The organism is Bradyrhizobium sp. CW1 (genome assembly GCF_023100665.1).
GTDB lineage: Bacteria > Pseudomonadota > Alphaproteobacteria > Rhizobiales > Xanthobacteraceae > Bradyrhizobium > Bradyrhizobium canariense_D.
Genome location: NZ_CP064684.1, coordinates 239,466 through 264,442 on the forward strand (window position 1 = coordinate 239,466; position 24,977 = coordinate 264,442).

The window sequence follows — 24,977 nt, forward strand, 5'->3', positions numbered from 1 at the left end:
CGGGACCTGGCTCGTGGTGTTCCCGGGTATCGCTTCGCTCACCCGGGCTGCGGGCTCTCACCCGACGCGCCATCAACTGTTCAACGCCTTGCGGATGGCCCGCGCCAGATCCGATTTGCGATAGGGCTTCGCTAGCAGCAGAACGCCCGAATCCAGCCGGCCGTGATGGATGATCGCGTTCTCGGTATAGCCGGACGTGTAGAGCACCCGGAGATCGGGACGCGTTCTCTGCAGTTCGTCGGCGAGCTGCCTTCCGTTCATCTTGCCGGGCATGATGACGTCGGTGAACAGGAGGTCGAACGGTTTTCCGGCGGCGACGATTGCGAGCGCCTCCGCGGCGTTCGCAGCCTGCAAGGTGACGTAGCCGAGCGAATGCAGCTGTGCCAGCACGTAGTCGCGCACCAGCCGGTCGTCCTCGACCACAAGGATCGTCTCGTGTCCGCCCTCGATGGTCGCCGGCGTCACGCCCTCGCCGACCGCCGTCGGCGTCTTGCCGGGCGGCAGGTACATCTTGATCGTGGTGCCGTGGCCTTCCTCGCTGTAGATCTTGATATGGCCCGCCGACTGCTTGATGAAGCCGTAGACCATCGAAAGCCCGAGTCCGGTGCCCTTGCCCGGTCCCTTCGAGGTGAAGAAGGGGTCGAACACCCTGGCCAGCATGTTGGCGGGAATTCCGCTGCCGGTGTCGCTCACGGCGATCAGCACGTAGTGTCCCGGCGGGACGTCGTTGACGCTGGCATAGACCTCGTCGAGATAGGCCGCGCCCGTCTCCACGATCAGCTTGCCGCCGCCCGGCATGGCATCGCGGGCATTGAGCGCGAGGTTGAGGATCGCGGTGGTGAGCTGGCTGGGATCGACGATCGCGACGCAGTTCTCGTCCTCGAACACCGATTCGATATGGATCTGCTCGCCCAGCGTCGGCCGCAATAATTTCGCCGTGTCGATGATCAGCGCGTTGACGTCGATCTCGCGCGGCTGGAGCGGCTGCTTGCGCGCAAACGCCAGCAGGTGCTGCGTCAGCTCGGCGCCACGCCCGGCGGCCTCGTCGATCATCTTCGTGATCGCCGCGAGCTCCGGCTCGTTGGCCACCGCGTCGGCCAGGATCTCGATCGTTCCGGTGATGACGGTGAGAATGTTGTTGAAGTCGTGCGCCACGCCGCCGGTGAGCTGGCCGACCGCCTCCATTTTCTCGGCCTGGCGGATGCGCTCGTCGGCCGCGATCTTGTCGGTCAGGTCGCGGTAGAACGAATTGAAGAGAACGCCTTCGCGTCGCTGGAGCGCCGTGACGCTGAGCTCGGCCCTGAACTCCTTACCGTCGCGTCGCCGCACCAAAAGTTCGCGCCGTGGATTAGCCAGCGATTGTTGCTCGGATTCGAGAAAGAGCTTCAGTCTGGCCCTGACGCTTTCGCGCTCACTGGGGGCGACGAAAAGCTCAATCGCATTCTTGCCGATCGCCTCCTCACGGGTCCATCCGAAGAGCTTCTCGGCCTGCGAGTTCCAACTCAGGATGGCCCCGGTGTGGTCCGTCTGGGTGAAAGCATCGAGCGAGGTCTCGACGATGTTGCGCGCAAGCTGTTCGCTCTCCCGCAAGGACTCCTGTGCAAGCCTCGCTTCTGTCATGTCGCGCCCGACAAAGAAGTAGCGCTGGGCGTGGTCGGACCAGCTGCCGAGCCAGGACAGCCAGACCTCACGACCGTCCTTGTGGAAGCAGCGGGTGTCCGCGAGCTTCAGCCGCTCGCCGCGCCTGAGCGCGCGCATCTCGTCGCGCGACTGGTCGAGATGGCCGGAATGAATGAAATCGGCGCCGCTGCGGCCGATCATCTCCTCCGGCCGGTAGCCGAGAATGGCCTCGCTGCTCGGACTGATCTGCGCGATGTGGCCGCGCGCGTCCATCACCATGATCAGATCCTGGGAGGTCTCGAAGATCTGTCGCCGTTCCTCGAGCTGCTGCTGCAGCGCCCGCTCGGCCCGTCGCGCCTCGGTCAGGCTGCGCGCGGTGCCGGAGGCGCCCACGATCTCGCCCGATGGGCCCCTGATCGGCGACAGGCTGAGTGAGATTTCGACCGGCGTGCCATCCTTGCGCAGGCGCACCGTCTCGAACCGTTCCATCGGTTCACCTCCGGCGATCCGCCGCAAATAGTCCTTGCCTTGCTCGCGTCGGTCGGGTGGGACGATGATCGAGGTGGATTTCCCGATCGCCTCATTCGCCGAATAGCCGTAGAGGCGCTCGGCGGCGGCATTCCAGCCGGTGATGATGGCGTCGAGCGATTGCATCACGATCGCTTCGTCGGAGGATTCGACGGCGGCGCTGAACAAGCGCTCGCGCGCTTCATGATGGCTTCGCGCGGCCTCGGTGCGGCGATGCTCCTCGATCTCGCGTTCAAGCGCGGTCGTCTTCGCTCTCGTTTCTTCGACCATTTGCGCGAATGCCCGCGCCAGCACGCCTGTCTCTCCGCTCGCATCGACGGGAATCTCGGCGCGCCGTCCGCTGCCGATCGCTTCCACCGCCGCGGTCAGACGCCCGATCGGCCGCGTCAATGAGCGCGCCAGCAGTACCGCAAGCAAAGCTGCGGCAAGGACAGCAAGCAGGCCGACCAGTGAGGAGGCTTTTTGAATGGCCGCCGGAACGCTACTGAACACGGATGGTGGGGCCGTCTCGATGACTGCCAACCACTCCTTGCCGGCCAGCAGTGCCGGTGCGAGCGCCGCTCCACTCGGCCGGCCCGCTTGGTCGCTCGTAAGCTGCGTGGATCCTTGCGGCAGGCCGGCCCGGGCTGCAAAGAAAGGAAAGTCCCGGCGCCAATCGTTGGCGTTGCCAAGCAATGCACCGAATTCCCGCGCACGATCAGGGTGGACAAGATAGTCGCCACGCGAATTCACGACATAGATTTCTCCTCCTGCGCTCGTGGTCGAGCGGACGCGGTCGAGCGCAGGACGCATGTCGATATTGGCGATGACGATGCCGAACGGCTTGCTATCAGGCGTGAACAGCGGAGTCGCGACGCGCAACGTCGGAATGTGAGGGTCCGTGGTTCCTCCCTGCCGCGTGGCGAGATCGACGGGCGAAACATAGATGTCGCCCGGCGCCAATCGAATCGTCTCCTGGAAGTAGGTTCGGTCGCTCTTGCGTTCCAGTTCGCCGTCGGGGACGATCCGTGCTGTTCCGTTCGGGCCGGCGCGATCGACGCGGACCAACTCGCGCTGGTCGTCGTCAAGGCCGATGATTCGAAATTGCCCGTAGCTCGGTTTCGCGTCGATCTCGGCTGCGAGCCGGGCTGCGATGCGCTCGCGCCAGGTTTGCTCGGAAACGCCGTCGACATCGTCGAGGCCTCCACCGATGTGGGCACGGATCAGGCCGTTGATGGCCGCGGCGGAGCGATAACCGAGCAGATCGCCGCGCGCGCCGGCAACGTAGGATTCAAGATGGGTGGCCAGCAGGCTCGACTGGGCTTCAATCCGTTCCAGGACCCGCGGAATGACGGCCTGGGTGATATTGCGATAGCCGAGCCAGCCGACTGCGGCCACGGTGACCGCCACCAGCAGGATCATCGCGATGGCGAGCCGCGTAGCGAGTGTCATGGGGAAATCTGCACCGCTTCCTGAATGGCCGTGCCCGCGCTCGGTTGGAACAGAATGAAGGTTCTTGTCATCGGCGGCCGGTGCTGACATCCGGATTCCTCACCGATGCCGTCCGCGCCGCGTCCAGGCAGCCAGCGACCGCGGCGAGCAGCGCGTCGGCCCGGAACGGCTTCTGCAAGCTCGCCACCGCGCCGAGCTTGGTCGCCATCTTGAGGAAGTCCGGCTCCGCATGGGCGTCCGGCGTGAACGAACGGCCGGAAATGACGACGATCGGAATCGCCGGCTGCAGCGCCCGGATGTGGCGCATCGTCTCCAGGCCGTCCATGCCGGGCATGAAGATGTCGAGAAAGAGAAGGTCGAACTGGCCGGCCTCGAACAGCGCAAGTCCCTTGCGGCCGTCTCCGGCGACGGTGATTTGATGACCGGCCCTCTCCAGGAGCAGCCGAATCGTCATCTGCACGGCCGGATCGTCATCCACGATCAGGATGTTGGCCACGTCTGGTATCCTCCCGGGCCGGATGGGGTGTCCCAGCGACCGCAAATCAAACCATCAACTCTGAAATTGTTGCGCGGATTGCATCTGGCCTGCAAGCACTTCGCCATCGATCCCAAGATTGCTCGCAAAAGGCGAACTCGGTTGCGTCAATTTATGCACGGTGACGTGCACAAGCGCTCGCGACAACCGCGCGCCATATGCCTAGTCGGTCAAATATTCCGGATAGTGGCTTCGGATCGTGTCGAGCTCGCTCAACGTGCCCGACAGGTGCTTGCGCAGATGCTGTTGCGCAGCATCGGCGTCGCCGGCCTCGATCGCGCGCGTGATCAGCTTGTGGTGGCGGACGATGTTCTGGGCCTTGCCGGGTGAGGGCAGATGCATCCGGCGCAGCCGGTCGATATGTCCGCTACGGCTGCGCACCAGCGTCCAGAGTTCCTGCTTGCCGGCCGCGGCATAAAGCTGCGCGTGAAAATCATTGTCGCCAGCGATGAAGCTCTCGAAGTCTCCGGCCTTGGCGAATTGCTGCTGGAGCGCGATCGTGTGGTCGAGGCGTATGACCAGGGCTTCGCCGTGCTGCTGCGCGAGCAGCCGGACGATTTCGAGCTCCAGCGCCTGGCGCAGGAAATGGGCCTGCTCGGCCCGACCGACGTCGACGCGGCTGACGACGGTGGCGTGCTGCGGAAACACGTCGACCAGCCCTTCTTCCTCGAGCCGCATCAAGGCGTCGCGGATCGGCGTCGAGCTGACGCCGAATTGTGCGGCGAGATCCGTGCGCGACAGCGGCGAGCCCGGCGGCAATTCGAGCGCGAGAATGGCATTGCGCAGCCGCTCGAATACTTGCGGTGCGGCCTGCCGGGCCCGGTCGAGCCGCGCGCCGGGGCGGGGGGCTACGCGGGGCGCGGGTTCGGCTGGTTCCATGCGAAGCGCTCCGGCCAGCTTGCCTTTGATACACTAATGCATTAGTGCATTAGCAAGATCGCTCGTCAATGGCGGCCGGAGGAAACGAACAACAATGATCAAGCAATTTCAGTGTGGCCTCACGGCCGTCGCCCTGATCGCCGCAGCGGCGCTGACGGCTTCGCCAGCAAAGGCGCAGCAGAAGTCCGAGATCTCGCTGTCTCGCCAGCCCGGCATTTTCTACATGCCGAGCCACATCATGGAAAAGCAGAAGCTGATCGAGAAGCACGCCGCTCAGCTCGGGGTGGCCGGCGTCACCACCAAATGGGTCACCTTCTCCGGCGGCGGTGCGCAGACCGATGCGCTGCTCGCGGGCGGGGTCGACATCCTCAACACCGGCACCGGCAATCTGCTGCTGCTGTGGGACCGCACCCGCGGCGGCGTCAAGGGCATCGTCGCGACCTCGGCGCAGCCGATGACGCTGATCAGCCGCGACGCCAACATCAAGTCGATCAAGGATTTCGGCCCCAACGACAAGATCGCCGTGCCGACCGTAAAAGTCTCGACCCAGGCCATCGTGCTCCAGATCGCCGCCGCCGAAGCCTTTGGTCCCGACCAATGGTCGAAGCTGGACGTCAACACGGTGCAGCTCGGTCATCCCGACGCCTATGCGGCGCTGTCCAACGCCAAGCACGAGGTGCACACCCATTTTTCGATTCCGCCGTTCACCTTCCTCGAGCTGAAGAACGTGCCGGGCGCGCATGTCGTGCTGTCGTCGCCTGACGTGATGGGCGGCCCGCTCAGCCAGGCGCAGTTCTTCACCACCACGAAGTTCGCTGATGCCAACCCGAAAATCATCCAGGCCGTGCGCGATGCGACCAAGGAAGCTCAGGATCTGATCCGCAGCGACACCAGACAGGCGGTCGAGATCTACAAGGAGATCACCGGCGACAAGACCTCGGTGGAAGAGCTGCTCGATCTCCTCCAGGAGCCCGGCATGATGGAGTGGAATCTCGAACCGCAGGGCACGATGAAATTCGCCGCCCATCTGTTCAAGACCGGCACGCTGAAGACTCAGCCCAAGGCCTGGACTGATTATTATCTGCCCGTCGCCCACGATCTGAAGGGCAACTGATGGCGCTGCTCGACGTCAGCTCCGTGACGCTGCGCTACAAGACCTCCAGCGCCGTCGTCACGGCGACCGAACGGGTCAGCTTCACAGTCGACAGGTCCGACCGCTTCGTGCTGCTCGGGCCGTCCGGCTGCGGCAAGTCGACCCTGCTCAAGGCCGTCGGCGGCTACATGGCGCCGAGCGAAGGCCGCATGACCATCAACGACCGCGAGATTCGCGGTCCCGGCGCCGATCGCATGATGATCTTCCAAGAGTTCGACCAGCTGCTGCCTTGGAAAAGCGTGCTGGCCAACGTGATGTTTCCGCTGCTGACCGCGCGAAAATTGTCGCGCAAGGATGCCGATGCGCGGGCGCGGGCCTATATCGAGAAAGTGGGCCTCACCCGCGTGGTCGACGCTTATCCGCACACGCTCTCCGGCGGCATGAAGCAGCGCGTCGCGATCGCGCGCGGCATGGCAATGGAGCCCGACATCCTACTGATGGACGAGCCGTTCGCCGCGCTCGACGCGCTGACGCGGCGAACCTGCCAGGACGAGCTGCTCCAGCTCTGGAGCGAGACCAAATTCACCGTGCTGTTCGTGACCCACTCGATCGCGGAAGCGATCCGCATCGGCAACCGCATCCTGCTGTTGTCGCCGCATCCCGGCCGCGTCAAGGCCGAGGTGGTCGACGTCGACAAGGTCTCCAATGACGATGGCAGTGCCGGCCGGCTGGAGAAGGAGATTCACGATCTCCTGTTCGCCTCCGAAGCAACGGCGCATTGAGGGAGCCTCTCATGGGCGAAGCGAGAATAATGCTGCGTGACGCGCCGGTCGTCGGCAGCGCAGCCGAGGTCGAGCGCAAGCTGAGCGTGCCCGAGCTGTTGTGGAACGACGGCTTTGTCCGCAAGACCGTCATCATCCTGTTCCTCGCGGCGGTCTGGGAGGCCTACGGCCTCGCCCTCGACAATCCCCTGCTGTTTCCGACGCTGCACGACACGATCCTCACGCTCTACGATCGCGTCAAGGACGGCACGATTCCCATGCGGGCCTGGGCTTCGCTAAAAGTGCTGTTCATGGGCTATTCAGCCGGCATCGCGCTCGCCGCGATCTTCACCGTGCTCGCGATCTCCACCCGCATCGGCACCGATTTCCTTGAGACGGTCACGGCGATGTTCAATCCGCTGCCGGCGATCGCGCTGTTGCCGCTCGCTTTGATCTGGTTCGGTCTCGGCAACGGCAGTCTGGTGTTTGTGCTGATCCATTCGGTGCTGTGGCCGGTCGCGCTCAACACCCATTCGGGCTTCAAGAGCGTGTCCAACACGCTGCGCATGGTCGGCCGCAATTACGGCCTTCGGGGATTGCCGTACGTGGCGAAAATCCTCATCCCCGCCGCGTTCGGCTCGATCCTGACCGGCCTCAAGATCGGCTGGGCCTTTGCCTGGCGCACGCTGATCGCGGCCGAGCTGGTGTTCGGCGTGTCGTCGGGGCAGGGCGGGCTCGGCTGGTTCATCTTCGAAAACCGCAACCTGCTCGACATACCTGCGGTCTTCGCCGGCCTCTTGACGGTGATCATCATCGGGCTTTTTGTCGAAAACCTGATCTTCCGCGCCATCGAGCGGAACACCGTGCAGAAATGGGGCACCCAATCATGACCAAGAAGAAACTAACGCCCGACCAGCTCCGCAGCGCGCGCTGGTTCGCACCCGACGATCTCCGCTCGTTCGGCCATCGCTCCCGCACCATGCAGATGGGCTACGCGCCGGAGGAGTGGAAGGACCGCCCGATCATCGCGATCCTCAACACCTGGTCGGACGCGCAGCCCTGCCACATGCACTTCAAGTCGCGCGTTGACGACGTCAAGCGCGGCATCCTGATGGCCGGCGGCCTGCCGCTGGAGCTGCCGGCACTGTCGCTGTCGGAATCGCTGCTCAAGCCGACCACCATGCTCTATCGCAATCTGCTGGCGATGGACGCCGAGGAGCTGTTGCGCAGCCATCCCGTCGACGGCGTGGTGCTGATGGGCGGCTGCGACAAGACCACGCCGGCGCTGCTGCTGGGTGCGACCTCGATGAACATCCCGGCGATCTATCTGCCGGCAGGTCCGATGCTGCGCGGCAATTGGAAGGGCAAGACGCTCGGCTCGGGCTCGGACGGCTGGAAATACTGGGACGAGCGGCGCGCCGGAAAAATCTCCGACAAGGACTGGCTCGACATCGAGGCCGGCATTGCGCGCAGCTACGGCACCTGCATGACCATGGGCACGGCTTCCACCATGACCGCGATTGCAGAGGCGATCGGCATGACGCTGCCGGGCGCGTCCTCGATTCCCGCCGCTGATGCCAACCATATCCGCATGGCCTCGGAATGCGGGCGCCGTATCGTCGAGATGGTCTGGGAAGATCTGACGCCGAAGACAATCCAGACCCGCAAGGCGTTCGAGAACGCGATTGCAGTGGCGATGGCGATGGGCTGTTCGACCAACGCCATCATCCATCTGATCGCGCAGGCCCGCCGCGCCGGTCTCGACATCGGCCTCGACGATTTCGAGATTGCGAGCCGCAAGGTGCCCGTCATCGCCAATGTGCGGCCGAGCGGCGATGCCTATCTGATGGAGGACTTCTTCTATGCCGGCGGCCTGCCGGCGCTGATGGGGCAGATCAAGCCGCATCTGCATCTCGACTGCATCACCGTCACCGGCCTGACGCTGGGCGAGAATATCGCGCATGCCGAGGTCCACAATGACGATGTGATCCGCTCGATCGACAATCCCATCTACAAGGAAGGCGCCCTCGCGGTGCTCAAGGGCAATCTCGCACCCGACGGCTGCGTCATCAAGCCGTCGGCCTGCGCGCCGCGCTTCCTCAAGCACACCGGGCCGGCGCTGGTGTTCGACGACTACCCTTCGATGAAGAAGGCGGTCGACGATCCCGATCTCGACGTCACCGAAGACCACATCCTCATCCTTCGCAACGCCGGGCCGCAGGGCGGGCCGGGCATGCCGGAATGGGGCATGCTGCCGATCCCGACAAAACTCGTGAAGCAGGGCGTGCGCGACATGGTGCGAATCTCGGATGCGCGCATGAGCGGCACCAGCTACGGCGCCTGCATTCTGCACGTCGCCCCCGAATCCTATGTCGGCGGACCGCTCGCGCTGGTGCGGAACGGCGACCGCATCACGCTCGACGTCGCCACCCGCACCATCAATCTCGACGTGTCGGAAGCCGAGCTCGACAAGCGTCGCGCCGCCTGGAAGCAGCCCGAGCGCCGCTTCGAGCGCGGCTATGGCTGGATGTTCACCAAGCACATCAAGCAGGCCAATGACGGCTGCGACTTCGACTTCCTCGAGACCGATTTCGGCGCGCCGATCGGCGAGCCCTCGATTTACTAGAGAGCGTGACATGACCAAACTTGCCGAGGCCACCCGCAACAAGCTCAAATCCGTCTCCACCGCCACCGTCGCAACCGCGTTGTTCAAGCGGGGCCTGCGCATCCAGATGATCCAGGATGTGCACCCGCTCAGTGCCGACCAGCCGACCATGGTCGGTGAAGCCTTCACGCTGCGTTATATGCCGGCGCGCGAGGATCTCAACACCATCGAGGTTTTCAAGGACCGCTCCCATCCGCAGCGCAAGGCAGTCGAGGATTGCCCGGCGGGCCACGTGCTGGTGATGGACAGCCGCAAGGACGCGCGCGCCGCGTCCGCCGGTGCAATCCTGGTCACGCGCTTGATGAAGCGCGGCGTCGCCGGGGTCGTCACCGATGGCGGTTTTCGCGACTCGGCCGAGATCGCCAAGCTCGGTATCCCCGCCTACCACCACCGCCCAAGCGCGCCGACCAATCTGACGCTGCATCACGCCATCGAGATCAACGTGCCGATCGGCTGCGGGGATGCGCCGGTGTTTCCCGGCGACGTCATTCTCGGCGACAGGGACGGCGTGATCGTGATCCCTGCGCATCTCGCTGAGGAGATCGCCAACGAGACCTTCGAGATGACCGCGTTCGAGGACTTCGTCACCGAGGAAGTCAACAAGGGCCGCGGCATTTTCGGTCTCTATCCGGCAACGGACCCACAGACGCTGACCGACTTCGCCGCATGGCGGAAGGCGAACGGAAGGTAAAGGCCGCGCGCCGACACCAAGCATATCAAGAAACAGGCCGGCCGCAGCAAGCGCCGGCCTTAAATCACCCAGGGAGGACTCCATGAATTTCACGCGACGCAACCTCTTGGCCGGCGCCGGCGCTGCGGCCACCTCCGCGCTCCTCGCCCACGCCGCCGGTGCCCAGTCGTTTCCGTTCGCGCCGAACCAGCGCTACCCCGATCCCGCCGTTCAAATCCTCGATCCCAGTTTTGGAAAGTACCGGCTCTATTCCTCGACGCTCGAGCAGGTCGCAACCGGCATGCGCTGGGCGGAAGGCCCCGCCTATTTTCCCGAAGGCGGCTATCTGCTGTTCTCGGACATTCCCAACAACCGGATCATGAAGTTCGACGAGAAGACCGGGCAGACCAGCGTGTTCCGCGCCAACGCGAACTACGCCAACGGCAACGCGCGCGACCGCCAGGGTCGCCTCGTCAGCTGCGAGCACTCGGTGACCCGCCGCATCACCCGCACCGAGAAGGACGGCAAGATCACCGTGCTGGCCGAGAAGTTCGAGGGCAAGCGGCTGAACGCGCCGAACGACATCGTGGTGAAGTCCGACGACAGCATCTGGTTCACCGACCCGCTGTTCGGCATCAACGGCGAGTGGGAGGGCAAGAAGGAAAAGGCCGAGCAAGCCACCACCAACGTCTACCGCATCGCTAAGGACGGCAAGCTCAGCGCTATGCTGACCGACCTCGTCAATCCGAACGGCCTCGCCTTTTCGCCTGACGAGAAGAAGCTCTACGTGGTCGAGTGGAAAGGTACGCCCAACCGCAGCATCTGGAGCTATAGTGTCGGTGACGACGGTTCGCTCAGCGGCAAGACCAAGCTGATCGACGCGGCTGACCAGGCCTCGCTCGACGGTTTTCGCGTCGACCGCGACGGCAATCTCTGGTGCGGCTGGGGCTCCAACGGTGCGCTGCAATCCGAGCCGACCGACATCGCCGGCCGCAAGGTTTATCAGCTCAAGGCCAAGTCGGAGGATCTCGACGGCGTGATGGTGTTCAACGCAGAGGGCAAGCCGCTCGCCTTCATCAAGCTGCCCGAACGCTGCGCCAATCTCTGCTTCGGCGGGCCGAAGAACAATCGCCTGTATATGGCAAGCAGCCACTCGGTGTATGCGCTGTATGTGGAGGCGCATGGGGCCGTGTGAGGCTTCGCCTCTCTCGAGGCCGTAGCCCGGATGGAGCGCAGCGCAATCCGGGGCTGTGACGTCGTCTGCACTAATCCCGGATTTCGCTGCGCTCCATCCGGGCTACGAAGTCACGCCTCCGCCATCCCCGCCGCCCACAGCGCGAACGCATAGACGATCGCGACTTCATCGAGCCGGTTGAAGCGTCCCGATGCGCCGCCGTGGCCGGCGCCCATGTTGGTGCGGAGCAGGACCGGGCCGCCGCCGCTCATGGTCGCGCGCAGGCGCGCGATCCATTTGGCGGGCTCCCAATAGGTGACGCGCGGATCGGTCAACCCGCCCATCGCCAGGATCGCGGGATAGTCTTTCGCCGCGACATTGTCGTAGGGCGAATAGGACAGGATGGTGCGGAAATCCTTCTCGCTCTCGATCGGGTTGCCCCATTCCGGCCATTCCGGCGGCGTCAGCGGCAGCGTGTCGTCGAGCATCGTGTTGAGCACGTCGACGAACGGCACTTCGGCGACGACGCCGGCGAACAATTCGCCGGCGCGGTTCGCCACCGCGCCCATCAGCATGCCGCCGGCCGAACCGCCGTGGCCGACAATGCGCTTTGCACTGGTGTACTTCGCATCGATCAGCGCGCGTGCGCTGGCGGCAAAATCGTCGAACGAATTGGTCTTCTTCTCGCGCTTGCCGTCGAGGTACCAGCCCCAGCCCTTGTCGGCGCCGCCGCGGATATGGGCGATGGCATAGACGAAGCCACGGTCGACCAGCGACAGGCGGTTGGCGCTGAACGAAGCCGGCATCGCCATGCCGTAGGAGCCGTAGCCGTAGAGCAGCAGCGGCGCCGCGCCGTCGAGCGTGAGTCCGCGGCGATGGAGGATCGAGACCGGCACCTCGGCGCCGTCATGCGCTTTCGCCATGATGCGGGTGGTGACGTAGTCGCTCGCATTGTGGCCGGACGGGATCTCCTGCCGCTTGCGAAGGGTGCGCGTGCGCTTGACCATGTCGTAATCGTAGACTTCCGACGGCGTCGTCATCGACGAATAGGCGAAGCGCAAATTGGTCGTCTCGAATTCGTAGGAGCCCATCGTATCCAGCGAATAGGCCGCTTCGTCGAACGCGATCGCGTGCTCCTCGTTCGAGGCGAGGTCGCGGATCACGATGGACGGCAGCGCGTTGGCGCGCTCCAGCCGCACCATGTGGCCGGCATAGAGATCGAGGTCGATGATGTAGATGCCCGGGCGATACGGGATCAGATCGCGCCAGTTCTTGCGCTCGGGTGAGGCGAGCGGCGCGGTGACGATCTTGAAGTCGATGGCATGGTCGGCGTTGGTTAGGATGAAGAGTTCGTCGCCACGGTCGGCCAGCGAATATTGCACGCCTTCCTTGCGTGCCGCGACCAGGCGCGGCGGTGCGTCGGGGTGGGCGAGGTCGATCAGCCGCTGCTCGGAGGTCTCGTGGTCGCCGCCCGCGATCACGCAGAAGCGGCCACTGGTGCTCTCTTGCAGATGGGTGAACCAGCCGGAATCCTGCTCCTCGTAGACCAGCGTGTCGTCGGCTTGCCCAGTGCCGAGCTTATGCCGCCACACCTGCATCGGGCGGTGGTTGTCGTCGAGCTTCACGTAGAAGAACGACGTCGCATCCTTGCTCCAGACCACGCCGCCGTCGGTCTCCTCGACGACGTCGTCGAGGTCCTTGCCGGTCGCCCAGTCGCGCACGCGGATGGAGAAATACTCCGAGCCCTTGGTGTCGGCGCTCCAGGCCTGCAGCCTGTGGTCGTTCGAGTGCCGGCTGCCGCCGAACTTGAAGTATTCATGGTCCTTGGCGAGCGCATCGCCGTCGAGCACGATGTGGCCCTCGCCGCCGTCGCGCGGCATACGGCCGAACAGCTCGTGCTGACCGCCCTCGCGGAATTTGCGGAAATAGGCGAAAGGACCATCCGGCGACGGCACGCTGGAATCGTCCTCCTTGATCCGCCCCCGCATCTCGCGCACCAGCGTTTTCTGGAGCGCCGCGGTATGGCCGAGCAGGCTCTCGGTGTAGCCATTTTCTGCGTCGAGATATTTGCGGATGTCGGGATCGAGCACCGCGGGGTCGCGCAGCACCTCCTGCCATTTCTCGTCCTTCAACCAGGCATATTCATCCGTCACGGTGATCCCGTGTCGCGTGAAGGAATGCGGCCGGCGCGGCGCGAGGGGGGGCAGGGAAGGTGTTTTGGCTTGTGTCACTCGATCCTCATTCAGATGCGTGTTTCACCTTATATCGTCCCGCTTCCGTGAATTGCCAGCGTCGCTGCGGGCGTCGTCGCCGGGTTGTTGACGGGCCGCTTGTATGCTTTAGGGGCCGGGTCTTTAGTCCTGCCGCCGGTCCAGCCTGATGTTGTTCAATTCCTACCCGTTCATCCTGCTGTTCCTGCCGGCCGCGCTGGCTGGCTATTTCTGGCTCGGGCGGCGCAGCAATCTGGCCCCGGTGATCTGGCTGGCGGCGGCCTCGCTCACCTTCTATGCCATTGGCAACTGGCAGTTCGTGGCCCTGTTGCTGCTATCGATCGCCTTCAACTACGGCATAGGCCACCTCCTCATCGTGGCCAAGCTTACTTCGTCGCAACGAAAGGTGGCACTGGCCCTCGGCGTCGCCGGCGATCTTCTCGTACTTGGCATCTTCAAATATGCCGGCTTCGTCACCGAGAACGTCAACGCGCTGGCCGGCACGCACTTTGCGGTCCACATCCTGCTGCCGGTCGGCATCTCCTTCTACACGTTCACCCAGATCGCGTTCCTGGTTGACGCCTGGCGCGGGCAGGTCGCGGCCTACGCGCTGCCACACTATGCGCTGTTCGTGACCTACTTTCCGCATCTGATCGCGGGGCCAATCCTTCACCACAAGGACATGATCCCGCAATTCGAGCGGGAGGAAACCAAGCATCCGCATGCGCATCTGATCCTGTGCGGCCTCATCATCTTCGCAATCGGCCTGTTCAAGAAGACCTGCCTTGCCGACGGCATCCAGCCGCTGGTCGCGCTCGCCTTCGATGCGCGCGCGCCGAGTTTTCATCAGGCCTGGCTCGGTGCACTCGCCTACACGTTCCAGCTCTATTTCGACTTTTCCGGCTATTCCGACATGGCGATCGGGATATCGCTGATGTTCGGCATCTTCCTGCCGGTCAATTTCAACTCGCCCTACAAGGCCACCAGCATCGTCGAGTTCTGGCGCCGCTGGCACATGACGCTGTCGCACTTCCTGCGCGACTATCTCTACATCCCGCTCGGGGGCAACAGGCGCGGGCGCGTGCTGCGCTACATCAACTTGCTGCTCACGATGCTGCTCGGCGGGCTCTGGCATGGCGCGGCCTGGACTTTTGTCATTTGGGGCGCCCTGCATGGCGCCTATCTCTGTATCAATCACGCTTTCAACGCGCTGGTGCCGAATGTTCCGAAGTGGCTCGCGCACCCGACGCGTGTCGCCGGAGCCGTGCTGACATTCCTCGCCGTCGTTGTCGCCTGGGTCTTCTTCCGTGCCGAACGGGTCGATTGGGCAATGCGGATTGTGAATGCGATGGCCGATCCCTCCAACATCGTGTTCGGCCGCGAGGAGATTGCGGCGTCGGTGATGGTCACGATCTATGCCGCGCTGGTGTGGCTGGCGCCGAACACGCAAGGACTCATGGGGTACGACCACGCCAATCGCAGGGTCGGCGACGGCCTGATGTCCGGACGGATGCGGCCGCTGGTCCTCTATGGTGCGTCGCTGGTGCTTGCGTTCGGGATTTTGGGTATCCAGAGCCACAGCGAATTCATCTATTTCCGGTTCTGATGCGCGGCGCGTTCACAAATCCAGGGCGTCTTCTCCTCGCGAGCATCGCGTGCGTGCTGGGCGCGGCTGCGCTCACCTATGTCATCGATCCCCTGCAACTGTTTCGGCCTTCGCGTCTCGTCGCGCCGTTCTATTCCGATGACACGCGCGTGCAGAATGCCGGGCTGATCCGCAGCCAGTCGTTCGATACCGCGTTCATGGGTACCTCGCTCGCGATCCATTTCCGCCAGAGCGACATCGACCATGCCCTCGGCGTGCACTCGCTCAAGCTGGCGATGACCGGCTCCAATTCGTGTCAGCAGGGCTTTGTGCTCGAGCAGGCCATCGACCGCGGCGCGAAGCGCGTGATCTGGGCGATGGACGACTTTATCTTTGTCGATGCTGCCGACATCGAGACCGATCCTTATCTCGCTGCCGATCTCTATCGCGGGACGGCAAAGGGGATCGCGTCCTATCTGTTCAGTGCGGCGATGGCGAAGGAATCCCTGTTCGCATTGCTGCGGTCGGTTCCGCCGCTGCGGGAGCCGCTGACCCGGGCGGCGCCTTTTCTGCCCGTCAAGTTTGCGCTTGAAGACGTCGACGACATTTATGCGTTGCCGCGCGATATCGACGTCGCGCGCGCCTATAATGCGAAAAGGACGCTCGCGGCTTTCGCCTATATCACCGATCCCGTGCGCAGCCGTTTTCTCGGCGAAGGCTATCGTTACGACGCGATGGTCCGGCATTTCGAGCGTGACGCCGTCGGCCTGATCGCGCGCCATCCGGACGTGACCTTCGACATCTACTTCCCGCCCTATTCGATCCTGCAATTCGTCGCGATGCGCGACGCTTCGCCTGCGACGCTGAAAATCGTCACGGACCTCACGGCCGTCATTGCGCAGCGCCTGACGCAGCTTCCCAATGTGCATCTGTACGATTTCCGGGCGATCAAGGACGTGACGCACGACCTCGACAATTACGGCGACGTCATCCACCATTCGCCGGTGATCGATGCGAAGGTGCTGTCGTGGCTGGCGCGTGGGGAGTATCGGGTCGATCCGACGGCGCCACTTGCCTCGCTGGACGCGTTGAAGGCGCAGGTCGCGGCGTATCGGTTCCCGCGCTGACTTCCCCTCTCCCCTTGTGGGAGAGGGTGGCTCGCCGCGTTAGCGGCGAGACGGGTGAGGGGTATCTATCCGCGAGTCCGGCAGTTGCGATTGCGGAGACAACCCCTCATCCGGCGCTTCGCGCCACCTTCTCCCACAAGGGGAGAAGGAAAAAAGAGGCTTACACCGCCACCTCTTCGCCGAGATAGGCAACCGCCGCTTCGAGCCCGCCTTTGCCGTGCGGGATCTTCAGCGCGTTCAGCCCGATCTCGATCACGCCCAACGTGCCGAGCAGCATCGGGGCGTTGACGTGGCCCATATGGGCGATGCGGAAGGCTTGTCCCGAGAGATCGCCGATGCCGGTGCCGAGCACGACGCCGCACTTCTCCTTGCAATAGCGTTGCAGGATTGCCGGATCGTGGCCGTTGCTCATGGTCACCGTGGTCACGGTGTTGGAGCGTTCGCTGGCTTCGGCGACGTTGAAGCCGAGCACCTGGCCTTCCGACCACGCGCCGACCGCGCGGCGTGCGGCCTCGCCGAGCAGGCTGTGACGTCGGAAGGCGTTCTCCAGTCCTTCCTCGTGCAGCAGGTCAATGGCCTGGCGCAGCGCGAACAGCAGATGCACCGGCGCGGTGCCGGCATATTTGCGATAGTGCTCGCTGCCCTCGCGCTCGCTCCAGCTCCAATAGGGCGTGCTCATGTTGGCGGTCTTCTGCACCTCGCGCGCGCGCGCGTTGGCCGCGACGAAGCCGAGGCCGGGCGGCGTCATCAGGCCCTTTTGCGAGCCCGACATCGCGACGTCGATGCCCCATTTGTCCATCTCGAACGGCATGCAGCCGAGCGAGGCCACAGTGTCGACCATGTACAGCGCCGGATGGCCGCTGGCCTTGATCGCCTTGCCGATCGCCTCGATGTCGTTCTGCACGCCTGAGGCGGTGTCGACCTGGACGACGACGACGGCCTTGATGGTGTGCTCCTTGTCGCGGCGCAGGCGCTCCTCGACCTCGTGCGGCCGCACCGCGCGGCGCCAGTCGCCCTTGAGCACCTCGACCTCGGCACCCATCAGCGCCGCGGCATGGCCCCAGCCGATCGCGAACCGTCCGCTTTCGAGCACCAGCACCTTGTCGCCGCGCGACAGCACGTTGCTCAATGCTGCTTCCCAGGCGCCGTGACCGTTGGCGATGTAGATGTAGGACTTGCCCTTGGTGGCAAACAGTTTCGAGATGTCACTGAGCAGGCTCTCGGTCAGATCGGTCATCTGTTTGGAGTAGATGTCGATCGCCGGACGATGCATCGCCCGCAGCACCTCGTCGGGCATATTGGTGGGCCCGGGGATGGCCAGAAATTCCCGGCCCGCGCGAACGGTCATTGCTGTTGGTCCTTGTTGCCTGAGAATAGGATGGTGGGTCGCTGATTCACACTTTTACGCGGCGCCGCGGTGCAAGAAAAGGCCGGAAAACGCAGGTCTGACGTGGGTTATCTCTTAGTCTCGCGGCAGCCCGCATCCTCGGCTTCCTCCACCGAGCAGAACCAGCGCGTGCCCTTGCTGATCTTCATCTTGATCTGCGCATACCAGCGGCTGGTCGGCCGGTGATAGATGCACTCGCCGGCGCTGTTGACGTTGCCCTTGATGGTGCAGTCCGGCGAGGGCGCGACCGGGCCCGAAGCCGAAGCGAGCAGGATCGCATGTGCGCCATCGGGCGGCTTGGTGGCGCCGAGGATGGTGGTCTTCTTGTTGCGCTCGCGCCAGTCCCAAGGCGCGATGAAGGCGCCTTGCCACATGCCGGCTTTTGCCTCCCGCGCGGCGGCATCATCGGCTTCGTAGTCGCGCGAGACGCGGGTGTAGGCCAGCGCCCAGCCTGCGCGCACCAGCCATTTCTGGATATCCTCGCCGCCGACGTCGCAGCGCGCCACGGTGCGGCCGCGCCGGTCGATCGACCGCGCATGGCAGACCCAGGTCTTGCCGTCGGCGTATTTGGCGAGCTCGTCGCGGGCCGCGATGCCGCAGGTCCAGCGCTCGCCCTTGTTGTTGAGGCAGAGCTGGTCGACCGCGGGGGCGTCGATGCCGCCGAGCCTGATCCGCGTGTTGCCGATCACCACCGCGTCGCCGGCGCGGACCTTCGCTGTGCCGGTGATGTCGGCGGCCCGCGCCGGCGATGGCAAGCCGGACAAGGAGAAGCCAAGCAATGACAGCGCAATCAGGGGTTTTCGCAACATGCCGGCCCGCGTGTGATGAAAACTGCGATAGACCTCGCAATTGTGGTCGGCTTTTGTCCGCTCGGCCAGCATATGCCTGGCAATTGGGCTTTCAACTTCCTGTCATCGGGCGAAGTTTAGTAGGGGTGGGTTAGCCGAAGGCGTAACCCACCTCTTTCGTCTCCACGGCGGCAGAAGTGGTGGGTTACGCTTCGCTAACCCACCCTGCGCGACCTCATCCCCGCGCCATCGCCCGCTCGGCCACCGCCAGCGCCATCAGCACGAACGCCGACGTGACCTCCGGACCGCCCACCAGGATCCGCGTCGGCGTCTTCATCTTGTTCCACTCATAGGCGCGGAACGGGCCGCGGCGGCCGCCTTCGCCGACGCTCGCGACGATCACGTTCAGCGCCGGCGCAAAGGCGCGCGGGTCGGCGCCGAGATGGCCGAGCGCGATCAGGGCGAGCGCTGCGTCGAACACGTTCATTTCGGCGGCCATCAACTCGCCCTTGACGTAGGAGAGCACGCGGTGGCGGATGAAATCGAAATCGCCGTCGGGATCGATGATCGCCTGCGCCGCCAGCGGCAGCGCCAGGAAGGCAGCATAGCAGCGACCGAAATAGGCGCTGTAAAGCTCAGGCAAATAGTAGATATGCGAGCGCGGATTGGCGAAGGCGCCGCTCGCCGCCAGCCGCTTCTGGAAGCCGAGGATGCGATGCACGGTGGCGAGCCGCGCCGGCGTCTCCAATACTTTCCAGCGCGCGAGGTTGCGAAAGCTGACCTCGAGAATGTCGAGATTGAGCGTCGGATCGAGATCATTGCCATAGGGCCGCTCGCCCTTGAGATTGTCGATCCAGGTCGCAACCCCGCCCTCGTAATCGATATTGTCGTTGATCGGCACGGTCACGCGCGGCTCGTTGACGCCGGCGCGCACCTGATAGCCGGCATAGAAATCCAGCAGCGGCTGGTCGAGGATCGGATCGGTGCAGCCGGCCTGCGTCGCCGCGGAGATCGAGCACGCCGTGGTGTCGCAATCCGGCACGTAGACGCCGAAGCCGAGGTCCTGCTTGATCTGGGCGAAGTAGCGTGAGAAGCGCGGATGCGGTGCCGGCGCGAGCGCGGTGATGACGTTGAACCGCGCCCCGTCGATGCCCTCGACCTCTTCGCGGCTGATGTTGACGCAGAAATCGACCATATCGGCAACCGCGCGCTCCGCCGCCATCTTGTCGGAGAGCGAGGCGAGACCGGTCTCAACGTAGCTCAACAGCGCCTCGATGAAGAACGCGTCGTAATAGGCCGAGCGGTGGCGGATCTGCACCGGCTCCCACATCGGTTCGGCAACCCCTCGCCAGGGCGGATTGACGACTGCGCGCGCCGGAGATCGCGCGATGAAGACACGGGCGAGGTTGAACAGCAGCGAGGAGTTCTTGTAGCCGCGCGCGTTGAGACCCGTGAGCGCCATGGTCAGCTCTCGGCCGCGGAAATCGGGATCGCCGATCAGGTTGAACGCGGCGTAGGTCGGCAGAAAGCCATTTTTGCGGTACGAGCCCAGCAGATGCTGCGCGCAGTCGCGGATCACGCCGTCGATCTGCGATTGTTGCGGCATGGCGCCGGTGAACATGGCCGGCGGCGGCTTGGGATGATCCAGCGCGATGCTGTCGACGAGATCGGCGACGGGCTGGCCGACCGCCGCCCAATTGGGCTCGGCCTCGTCGCGGGCGCGCACTAGGGCCTGGCGCAGCCGGGCCAGTTTGCCTTCGTCGCGCAGCTCGGGCAGCCCGGCCCGGCGGAGCAGCACCCGCAATGCGGGATTGCCGAGCGCGGTCTTGTAGAACTTAGGCAGATGCGGATCGCCGCTGGCCGCAACAGACAGTACGGGATCGCAGACGTCGTAAAGCGAGGGGCCGTCCTTCCGCGCCGTCAGCGCCCGGCAGGCGGCGCCGGCAAAATATTGAAAGCTCATGAAATAACCTGGTCGCGGGAATTGGCCGGGGGGCCGGCCGGCGCGCTCCCAGCCGCGCGCCACCCCCTGCAAGTCGTTGAAAAGCTACCCGGATTCGCAGGAAATACAAATGTGATGAGGGTCACAGAAAAAGCCGGCACGAAGCCTGCATAATCAGGCTCCGGAAGGCTACGGGGACGCAAAAAAATCACACATTGGGCAGTAAAAATTAGCTCATGTTTCCAGAGACTTAGCTCAAATTTTCGGCGATCTATTGCGGGGGAGGCGATATCCGGTTAAGGCTTTGTTTGGTGCGGCGCCGCAAATTGCGCGCAATTCGGGGGCACACCCCCGGCCAATCCCTCAAACCCAAAGACGCTATCGCGCTACTCAAACAGTGTGCGCGTGTTTGGCTGGTCTTTGGCACTGACAGGAATGACGCGAGATGAATGTAACGCAGCTCGACATTTCCCGACGCACGATCGCGGTGGCCGCAGCCCTCATCGGCACGGTCTCGCTCGTGATCGGCGCCCATGCTGCCCTCAACATGCGGGCGCTCGATGCCGCCAAGGCCGTCTCGACCGACCAGGTCACCGGCTCGATCGGCCAAGCCTCGCGTCTCGCCCTCGTCATCGGCAATGGACATTACCCCGACGCCAGCGCGCCGCTGACGCAGTCGATCAACGACGCCCGCGCGCTGTCCTCGTCGCTGCGCAAGAACGGTTTTGACGTCGACATGGTGGAAGACGCGACCAAGGACGACATGGTCCGCGCCGTCAATCGCCTGAAGTCCCGGATCAAGCCCGACACCGTCGTCATGCTGTTCTTCGGCGGCTACGGCGTGCAGGCCGGCCGCGAGAGCTACATGCTGCCGGTCGATGCCGTGATCTGGAAGGAAAGCGACGTCCGCCGTCACGGCGTCTCCATCGAGGGCGTGCTCGACATGATGAAGGAGCAGGGCGCCAAGGCCAAGCTCGTCGTGGTCGACGCCTCCCGCCGCAATCCCTATGAGCGCCGCTTCCGCTCCTACAGCCACGGCCTCGCGCCGATCAGCGCGACGGACAATGCGCTGATCCTCTCCTCGGCTTCGCCGGGCAAGGTCGTCGACGACGGCAAGGGCGAGCACAGCGTGCTGGTCAGCGAGTTCCTCAACAACCTCAATACGCAGGGCAGCGCCGAGAGCGTCTTCAACAAGACCCGCCTTGCCATCTCCCGCGCCAGCGAAGGCGACCAGGTCCCGACCGTCTCCTCCTCGCTGCTCGAGGACGTCCATTTCGGCGAAGCCGGCGGCTAGTTTTTCTTAGGTTCTGCGAAGTCTCGTGCCCCGGACGCGGCGCATCATGCAATGATGCGACGCAGAGCCGGGGCCTAGTTTTTAAGCTTATCGCTTGGACGAGAGATGGGTCCGGCTCTGCGCGGCAGCGTCACACGCTGCAGCGCGTCCGGGACACGAGCAATCCTACTTCGCCGCTTCCGTGGCCATCACCGTGCGCACCGGATCTCCTTCGCGCAGCAGCGCGCCGGCGCGGGCGACGACGATATCGCCCTCGTTGAGGCCGTCGCGAATCTCGATATTGCCGCCCGACATCAGTCCGACCTCGACGCGCTTGGTCTCGACGCGGTTGCGGCGGATCACCTGCACGACGGTGCCGGCGGAGGAATACTGCACCGAGGTCAGCGGCACCGCGACGTTGCAGCTCTGGCCCGACTTGATCAGTGCGCGCCCGCTCGCATTCAGCAACAGCCGCTTCTGCGAGGAGATGCCGATATAGACCATGCCCTGCTGGATGTTCGGCTCGACCGTCGGGCCGATGCGGCGCACCTTGCCGTCGATATCGCCGGCGCCGGCGATGCGCACGGTCGCCACCTGGTTGACCGCGAGCTTGCGCATATCGCTGGTCGCGACGAGGGCGACGAGATCGTACTCGCTGCGCGCCACGATCGTGAACAGCGCCTCGCCCTTGGCGGAGGCGAGGTTGCCGATCTGCGCGGTCGACGTCGCGATCACGCCTGCCACGGGGGCGGTGACCTGAAGCGTGCCGCCCTCGGGCAGTGCCAGCCGCGCCAGCACCTGGCCTGCGGTGGTGGTGTCGCCGGCTTCCGCCAGCACCTCTGTCACCTTCAGGCCGGGCCGCTCCGGCCGCACCGAGCTTGCCTCGCGCGCGATGATGGTGCCGGTGCCCTCGACGATGTCGGAGAAACAGGATTTTGCGACCTTCAGCACCGTGACCGCCGGCCCCTTGGGCGCGTCGTCATCGGCGGCGGCAGCGGGCTGGGCCGACAGCAACAGCAGTCCGGCGAGCGCAACGAGATGTCTGGAAACAGAACGCGCAGGCAATGATCGCATGGGTCATTCCGGTTGGGGCCTTGACGGCCTCATCGTTAGCAGAAGCGATCGCTGCGAGCCAAGGGCACGTCAGGGCCGGCCGGATCAGAATGCCGCAGCAGCACGGGCGGCGCGATGCCGCCCGTTGAATTAGTCGCCGCACAAGCAAAGAGGTTCGTCGGCCGCCCAACAAACGCGTCATGCCCGGGCTTGTCCGGGCATCCACGTTCTTTGTGCCGCGTAGCTAGGCGTGGATGGCCGGGACAAGCCCGGCCATGACGACGAGGAGGTACCAGCGCCCGCTCACGGCAGGCTCAAAAACTCCACCCAGTTCGGCTTCTTGCCGGTGGCGTAGGATTTCAGCTTGGTCAGCACCCCGCTGCTCTGGTCGATGGCATAGACCGTCATGCTGTCGGAGAGCTCGCCCACGGCGGCAAGGTAGCGCCCGCCGGGATCGATATGGAAGCCGCGTGGCTGCTTCTCGGTCGGCACGCTGCCGATGGTGGTCAGCTTGCCGGTGGTTGCATCGACCTTGTAGGCGGTGAGCGTGCTGGTGGTGCGCTCGGAGGCGTAGAGGAAACGGCCGTCGGGGGTGATTTGGATGTCGGCTGCCCAGGGCTTTCCGGTAAATCCTTCGGGCAGCGCGCTGGTGCGCTGGATCTCGTCCCATGCGCCGCCCTTGGCCTCATAGGCGAACGCCGCGACGTCGCCGTTTAGCTCGTGCAGGAGATAGACGAACTTGCCGTTGGGGTGGAACACGAAATGCCGGGGTCCCGATTTCTCCGGCACCTTGTGGGCCGGCGGATCGCTCGGCGTGAGCGTGCCGGTCGTGGCATCGAACGTGAAGGCCAGGATCTGGTCGGAGCCGAGATTGGTCGCGAACGCGAAGCGGTTGTCGGGCGAGGGCAGGAAGGCGTGCGCGTTCAGCCCGGTCGGGATCACCTGCTTCGGTTCGCCTGCGACGCCGTTGGCGAGCAGCGGATTCAGCGCGACCTTGTTGCCGCCATAGGAGGCGCTGAACAGGAATTTGCCGCCGCGGTCGATGGCGATGTAGGCCATGCTGTCGGCGAGCGGGCCGTTGCCGATATGGCTGAGCTGGCCGGTCTTCGGATCGATCGCAAAGCTCACCGCGAGAAACGGCTGCGAGCGGACACCGGCGATCAGCACGCGATGGTCGGGCGTGATCGCGAGCGGCGTCGAGGAGCCGGGCTTTTCGACGCCGGTGAAGCCGGCCGTCTGCACGGGCGTCATCTCGCCGCTCTCGGCCATCTTGAACACGCTGATGTCGTTACTGTCGGCATTGCCGACATAGGCGAACGTCTCGGCCATGCCGGCGCGGACTCCAGAAATGAGAGTGAGGAAAGCAAGCGTGGTGGCGATCGCGGCGCGGGGTACGCCGGATCTGATGCGTCGGGTCGATCTCAACATGGGGTCCTCCTGGATGCCGGTGCGGCATTTGTCGTTTTGCCGGCGAGGATAGCGGCAGCCGCCCCGCCGCGCCAAACTCCAATGGGGATCGATCGATGCCGAAATGGTATCGGTGGAGGTCTACCGTATGGCCGCTGTGCGCGAGGGCAGATGGAGCCCGGGCCGGGTGTGGGGCGGCCCGAGCACGGTCCACACGGTGACCGCGAGCAGCGCGCAGGTCAGGATCGTCCAGGCGACGAGTCGTTTCCGCATCAGGCCGAATCCGTCAGTCATATGAAGAGAATGCTCCCGGGGAGCGGGCCTGGCGATCGTGCACTGCAAATCGCGGCGATCCTATGAACTCGTTCACAGGCGAACCGAACCAATGCCGCGCGAGCGCATTGAACCGGCATGCCCCGTGAAAACGATCTCGAAGGTAAGCCCGACATGGGCGGCAAGCATGGCGGTCAGGCCGGCCAGCCCAAGTCGCCGCCGCGCCCGCGTCAGGGCGAGCGCGATGAGGACGTCGTGGCAAAGCGCCACACCGGCCAAACCGATCCCAACTCCGCGCCGACCAAACCAAAATAGCATCTCGCCCGCGCTGCACTCGCACCGGGAACGGCAGCCTCGTCTTGCCGTTACCCTGATCCCGCGGCGGAGCAGATCGAAACGGAGGCTGGCACGTGTTTTGGATTTATTGGGACACCGCCTGGTCGCTCATCATCAGCGGCATCATGTTCGCCACCATCGTCGCCCATCCCGACTCCGAGTTCGTCGAGATCCACGCGGCCAAGCAGGTCAAGTGAGCCCGCGCCGGCCGGTTTGACGGCGCATCATCGCATGCTGCGC

21 protein-coding genes are annotated in these 24,977 nt (G+C 64.5%); 11 read left to right on the forward strand and 10 right to left on the reverse strand.

Features of this window, described 5'->3' with window-relative positions:
- Window positions 1–72: 72 nt before the first annotated feature.
- The 3 genes from IVB54_RS01170 to IVB54_RS01180 all read right to left on the reverse strand — a co-directional run bounded on the left by IVB54_RS01170 (window position 73) and on the right by IVB54_RS01180 (window position 4,993).
- The gene (locus IVB54_RS01170) at window positions 73–3,669 is read right to left on the reverse strand and encodes a PAS domain S-box protein (protein ID WP_026233214.1); all 3,597 of its coding nucleotides are present in this window, start codon (window positions 3,667–3,669) and stop codon (window positions 73–75) included.
- Entirely contained in the window at window positions 3,647–4,075 is a 429-nt protein-coding gene (locus IVB54_RS01175) for a response regulator (protein WP_018456631.1), read from the reverse strand. Before IVB54_RS01175 ends, IVB54_RS01170 begins: the two co-directional genes overlap by 23 nt.
- Before the next feature lie 201 nt (window positions 4,076–4,276).
- Entirely contained in the window at window positions 4,277–4,993 is a 717-nt protein-coding gene (locus tag IVB54_RS01180; protein WP_018456630.1) for a GntR family transcriptional regulator, read from the reverse strand.
- 94 nt (window positions 4,994–5,087) lie between these two features.
- Here IVB54_RS01180 and IVB54_RS01185 point away from each other — a divergent pair, with 94 nt between their 5' ends.
- From IVB54_RS01185 to IVB54_RS01210, 6 genes are all read left to right on the forward strand, one after another.
- Window positions 5,088–6,107, forward strand: a complete 1,020-nt coding sequence (locus IVB54_RS01185; RefSeq protein ID WP_018456629.1) for an ABC transporter substrate-binding protein — start codon at window positions 5,088–5,090, stop codon at window positions 6,105–6,107.
- Window positions 6,107–6,868 (forward strand): ABC transporter ATP-binding protein, encoded by a 762-nt coding sequence (locus IVB54_RS01190; RefSeq protein ID WP_018456628.1) that lies wholly within the window; start codon window positions 6,107–6,109, stop codon window positions 6,866–6,868. Before IVB54_RS01185 ends, IVB54_RS01190 begins: the two co-directional genes overlap by 1 nt.
- Before the next feature lie 11 nt (window positions 6,869–6,879).
- Complete coding sequence (locus IVB54_RS01195; RefSeq protein WP_085348860.1) at window positions 6,880–7,737, forward strand: ABC transporter permease; 858 nt, start codon at window positions 6,880–6,882, stop codon at window positions 7,735–7,737.
- Window positions 7,734–9,473: an L-arabinonate dehydratase gene (gene araD / locus IVB54_RS01200; protein WP_018456626.1), complete on the forward strand. Its 1,740-nt coding sequence runs from the start codon at window positions 7,734–7,736 to the stop codon at window positions 9,471–9,473. Before IVB54_RS01195 ends, araD begins: the two co-directional genes overlap by 4 nt.
- Before the next feature lie 10 nt (window positions 9,474–9,483).
- Complete coding sequence (locus IVB54_RS01205; protein WP_018456625.1) at window positions 9,484–10,203, forward strand: ribonuclease activity regulator RraA; 720 nt, start codon at window positions 9,484–9,486, stop codon at window positions 10,201–10,203.
- Between the two features lie 82 nt (window positions 10,204–10,285).
- Entirely contained in the window at window positions 10,286–11,377 is a 1,092-nt protein-coding gene (locus IVB54_RS01210; RefSeq protein WP_018456624.1) for an SMP-30/gluconolactonase/LRE family protein, read from the forward strand.
- Between the two features lie 110 nt (window positions 11,378–11,487).
- Here IVB54_RS01210 and IVB54_RS01215 read toward each other — a convergent pair whose 3' ends face one another.
- Window positions 11,488–13,587 carry a S9 family peptidase gene (locus tag IVB54_RS01215; protein WP_026233212.1) on the reverse strand — a complete coding sequence of 700 codons (2,100 nt, stop codon included), beginning with the start codon at window positions 13,585–13,587 and terminating at the stop codon, window positions 11,488–11,490.
- Window positions 13,588–13,735: 148 nt separating this feature from the next.
- On the opposite strand from IVB54_RS01215, the gene IVB54_RS01220 reads away from it, so the two are divergent.
- Both IVB54_RS01220 and IVB54_RS01225 read left to right on the forward strand, forming a co-directional pair.
- Window positions 13,736–15,172, forward strand: a complete 1,437-nt coding sequence (locus tag IVB54_RS01220) for an MBOAT family O-acyltransferase (protein ID WP_247777030.1) — start codon at window positions 13,736–13,738, stop codon at window positions 15,170–15,172.
- Complete coding sequence (locus IVB54_RS01225) at window positions 15,172–16,278, forward strand: hypothetical protein (RefSeq protein WP_018456621.1); 1,107 nt, start codon at window positions 15,172–15,174, stop codon at window positions 16,276–16,278. The genes IVB54_RS01220 and IVB54_RS01225 overlap by 1 nt, the downstream gene beginning before the upstream one ends.
- Window positions 16,279–16,438: 160 nt before the next feature.
- Here the strand turns inward: IVB54_RS01225 and IVB54_RS01230 are convergent, their stop codons facing one another.
- The 3 genes from IVB54_RS01230 to IVB54_RS01240 all read right to left on the reverse strand — a co-directional run bounded on the left by IVB54_RS01230 (window position 16,439) and on the right by IVB54_RS01240 (window position 20,416).
- Window positions 16,439–17,626 (reverse strand): aminotransferase class V-fold PLP-dependent enzyme, encoded by a 1,188-nt coding sequence (locus IVB54_RS01230; protein WP_018456620.1) that lies wholly within the window; start codon window positions 17,624–17,626, stop codon window positions 16,439–16,441.
- A 107-nt stretch (window positions 17,627–17,733) separates the two neighbouring features.
- Window positions 17,734–18,474 (reverse strand): thermonuclease family protein, encoded by a 741-nt coding sequence (locus IVB54_RS01235; RefSeq protein WP_026233211.1) that lies wholly within the window; start codon window positions 18,472–18,474, stop codon window positions 17,734–17,736.
- Window positions 18,475–18,688: 214 nt separating this feature from the next.
- Window positions 18,689–20,416, reverse strand: coding sequence for a hypothetical protein (locus tag IVB54_RS01240; RefSeq protein ID WP_247298153.1), 1,728 nt, complete (start codon window positions 20,414–20,416; stop codon window positions 18,689–18,691).
- 424 nt (window positions 20,417–20,840) lie between these two features.
- Between IVB54_RS01240 and IVB54_RS01245 the strand changes: the two genes are divergently transcribed.
- Window positions 20,841–21,689 carry a caspase family protein gene (locus tag IVB54_RS01245; RefSeq protein WP_018456617.1) on the forward strand — a complete coding sequence of 283 codons (849 nt, stop codon included), beginning with the start codon at window positions 20,841–20,843 and terminating at the stop codon, window positions 21,687–21,689.
- A 165-nt stretch (window positions 21,690–21,854) separates the two neighbouring features.
- On the opposite strand, the gene IVB54_RS01250 is transcribed toward IVB54_RS01245, so the two are convergent.
- The 3 genes from IVB54_RS01250 to IVB54_RS41405 form a co-directional block, all read right to left on the reverse strand.
- Window positions 21,855–22,742, reverse strand: coding sequence for an HlyD family efflux transporter periplasmic adaptor subunit (locus IVB54_RS01250; RefSeq protein ID WP_026233210.1), 888 nt, complete (start codon window positions 22,740–22,742; stop codon window positions 21,855–21,857).
- A 282-nt stretch (window positions 22,743–23,024) separates the two neighbouring features.
- On the reverse strand, window positions 23,025–24,149 hold the full coding sequence (locus IVB54_RS01255; RefSeq protein WP_026233209.1) for a beta-propeller fold lactonase family protein: 1,125 nt from the start codon (window positions 24,147–24,149) through the stop codon (window positions 23,025–23,027).
- A gap of 120 nt (window positions 24,150–24,269) precedes the next feature.
- The gene (locus IVB54_RS41405; RefSeq protein ID WP_256465316.1) at window positions 24,270–24,401 is read right to left on the reverse strand and encodes a hypothetical protein; all 132 of its coding nucleotides are present in this window, start codon (window positions 24,399–24,401) and stop codon (window positions 24,270–24,272) included.
- A gap of 138 nt (window positions 24,402–24,539) precedes the next feature.
- On the opposite strand from IVB54_RS41405, the gene IVB54_RS01260 reads away from it, so the two are divergent.
- Entirely contained in the window at window positions 24,540–24,716 is a 177-nt protein-coding gene (locus IVB54_RS01260) for a hypothetical protein (protein ID WP_157642977.1), read from the forward strand.
- A gap of 95 nt (window positions 24,717–24,811) precedes the next feature.
- Window positions 24,812–24,934 (forward strand): hypothetical protein, encoded by a 123-nt coding sequence (locus IVB54_RS41410; protein WP_018456612.1) that lies wholly within the window; start codon window positions 24,812–24,814, stop codon window positions 24,932–24,934.
- Window positions 24,935–24,977 lie beyond the last annotated feature (43 nt).

Excerpts from the sequence above, each read along its gene's own strand:
- IVB54_RS01185 (WP_018456629.1), top strand. The coding sequence starts at position 5,088 with ATGATCAAGCAATTTCAGTGTGGCCTCACGGCCGTCGCCCTGATCGCC.
- araD (WP_018456626.1), top strand. The coding sequence starts at position 7,734 with ATGACCAAGAAGAAACTAACGCCCGACCAGCTCCGCAGCGCGCGCTGG.
- IVB54_RS01190 (WP_018456628.1), top strand. The coding sequence starts at position 6,107 with ATGGCGCTGCTCGACGTCAGCTCCGTGACGCTGCGCTACAAGACCTCC.
- IVB54_RS41405 (WP_256465316.1), bottom strand. The coding sequence starts at position 24,401 with ATGCGGAAACGACTCGTCGCCTGGACGATCCTGACCTGCGCGCTGCTC.
- IVB54_RS01235 (WP_026233211.1), bottom strand. The coding sequence starts at position 18,474 with ATGTTGCGAAAACCCCTGATTGCGCTGTCATTGCTTGGCTTCTCCTTG.
- IVB54_RS01170 (WP_026233214.1), bottom strand. The coding sequence starts at position 3,669 with ATGTCAGCACCGGCCGCCGATGACAAGAACCTTCATTCTGTTCCAACC.
- IVB54_RS01240 (WP_247298153.1), bottom strand. The coding sequence starts at position 20,416 with ATGAGCTTTCAATATTTTGCCGGCGCCGCCTGCCGGGCGCTGACGGCG.
- IVB54_RS01260 (WP_157642977.1), top strand. The coding sequence starts at position 24,540 with ATGCCCCGTGAAAACGATCTCGAAGGTAAGCCCGACATGGGCGGCAAG.
- IVB54_RS01220 (WP_247777030.1), top strand. The coding sequence starts at position 13,736 with ATGTTGTTCAATTCCTACCCGTTCATCCTGCTGTTCCTGCCGGCCGCG.
- IVB54_RS01180 (WP_018456630.1), bottom strand. The coding sequence starts at position 4,993 with ATGGAACCAGCCGAACCCGCGCCCCGCGTAGCCCCCCGCCCCGGCGCG.
- IVB54_RS01245 (WP_018456617.1), top strand. The coding sequence starts at position 20,841 with ATGAATGTAACGCAGCTCGACATTTCCCGACGCACGATCGCGGTGGCC.
- IVB54_RS01225 (WP_018456621.1), top strand. The coding sequence starts at position 15,172 with ATGCGCGGCGCGTTCACAAATCCAGGGCGTCTTCTCCTCGCGAGCATC.
- IVB54_RS01210 (WP_018456624.1), top strand. The coding sequence starts at position 10,286 with ATGAATTTCACGCGACGCAACCTCTTGGCCGGCGCCGGCGCTGCGGCC.
- IVB54_RS01250 (WP_026233210.1), bottom strand. The coding sequence starts at position 22,742 with ATGCGATCATTGCCTGCGCGTTCTGTTTCCAGACATCTCGTTGCGCTC.
- IVB54_RS01205 (WP_018456625.1), top strand. The coding sequence starts at position 9,484 with ATGACCAAACTTGCCGAGGCCACCCGCAACAAGCTCAAATCCGTCTCC.
- IVB54_RS01230 (WP_018456620.1), bottom strand. The coding sequence starts at position 17,626 with ATGACCGTTCGCGCGGGCCGGGAATTTCTGGCCATCCCCGGGCCCACC.
- IVB54_RS01195 (WP_085348860.1), top strand. The coding sequence starts at position 6,880 with ATGGGCGAAGCGAGAATAATGCTGCGTGACGCGCCGGTCGTCGGCAGC.
- IVB54_RS01255 (WP_026233209.1), bottom strand. The coding sequence starts at position 24,149 with ATGTTGAGATCGACCCGACGCATCAGATCCGGCGTACCCCGCGCCGCG.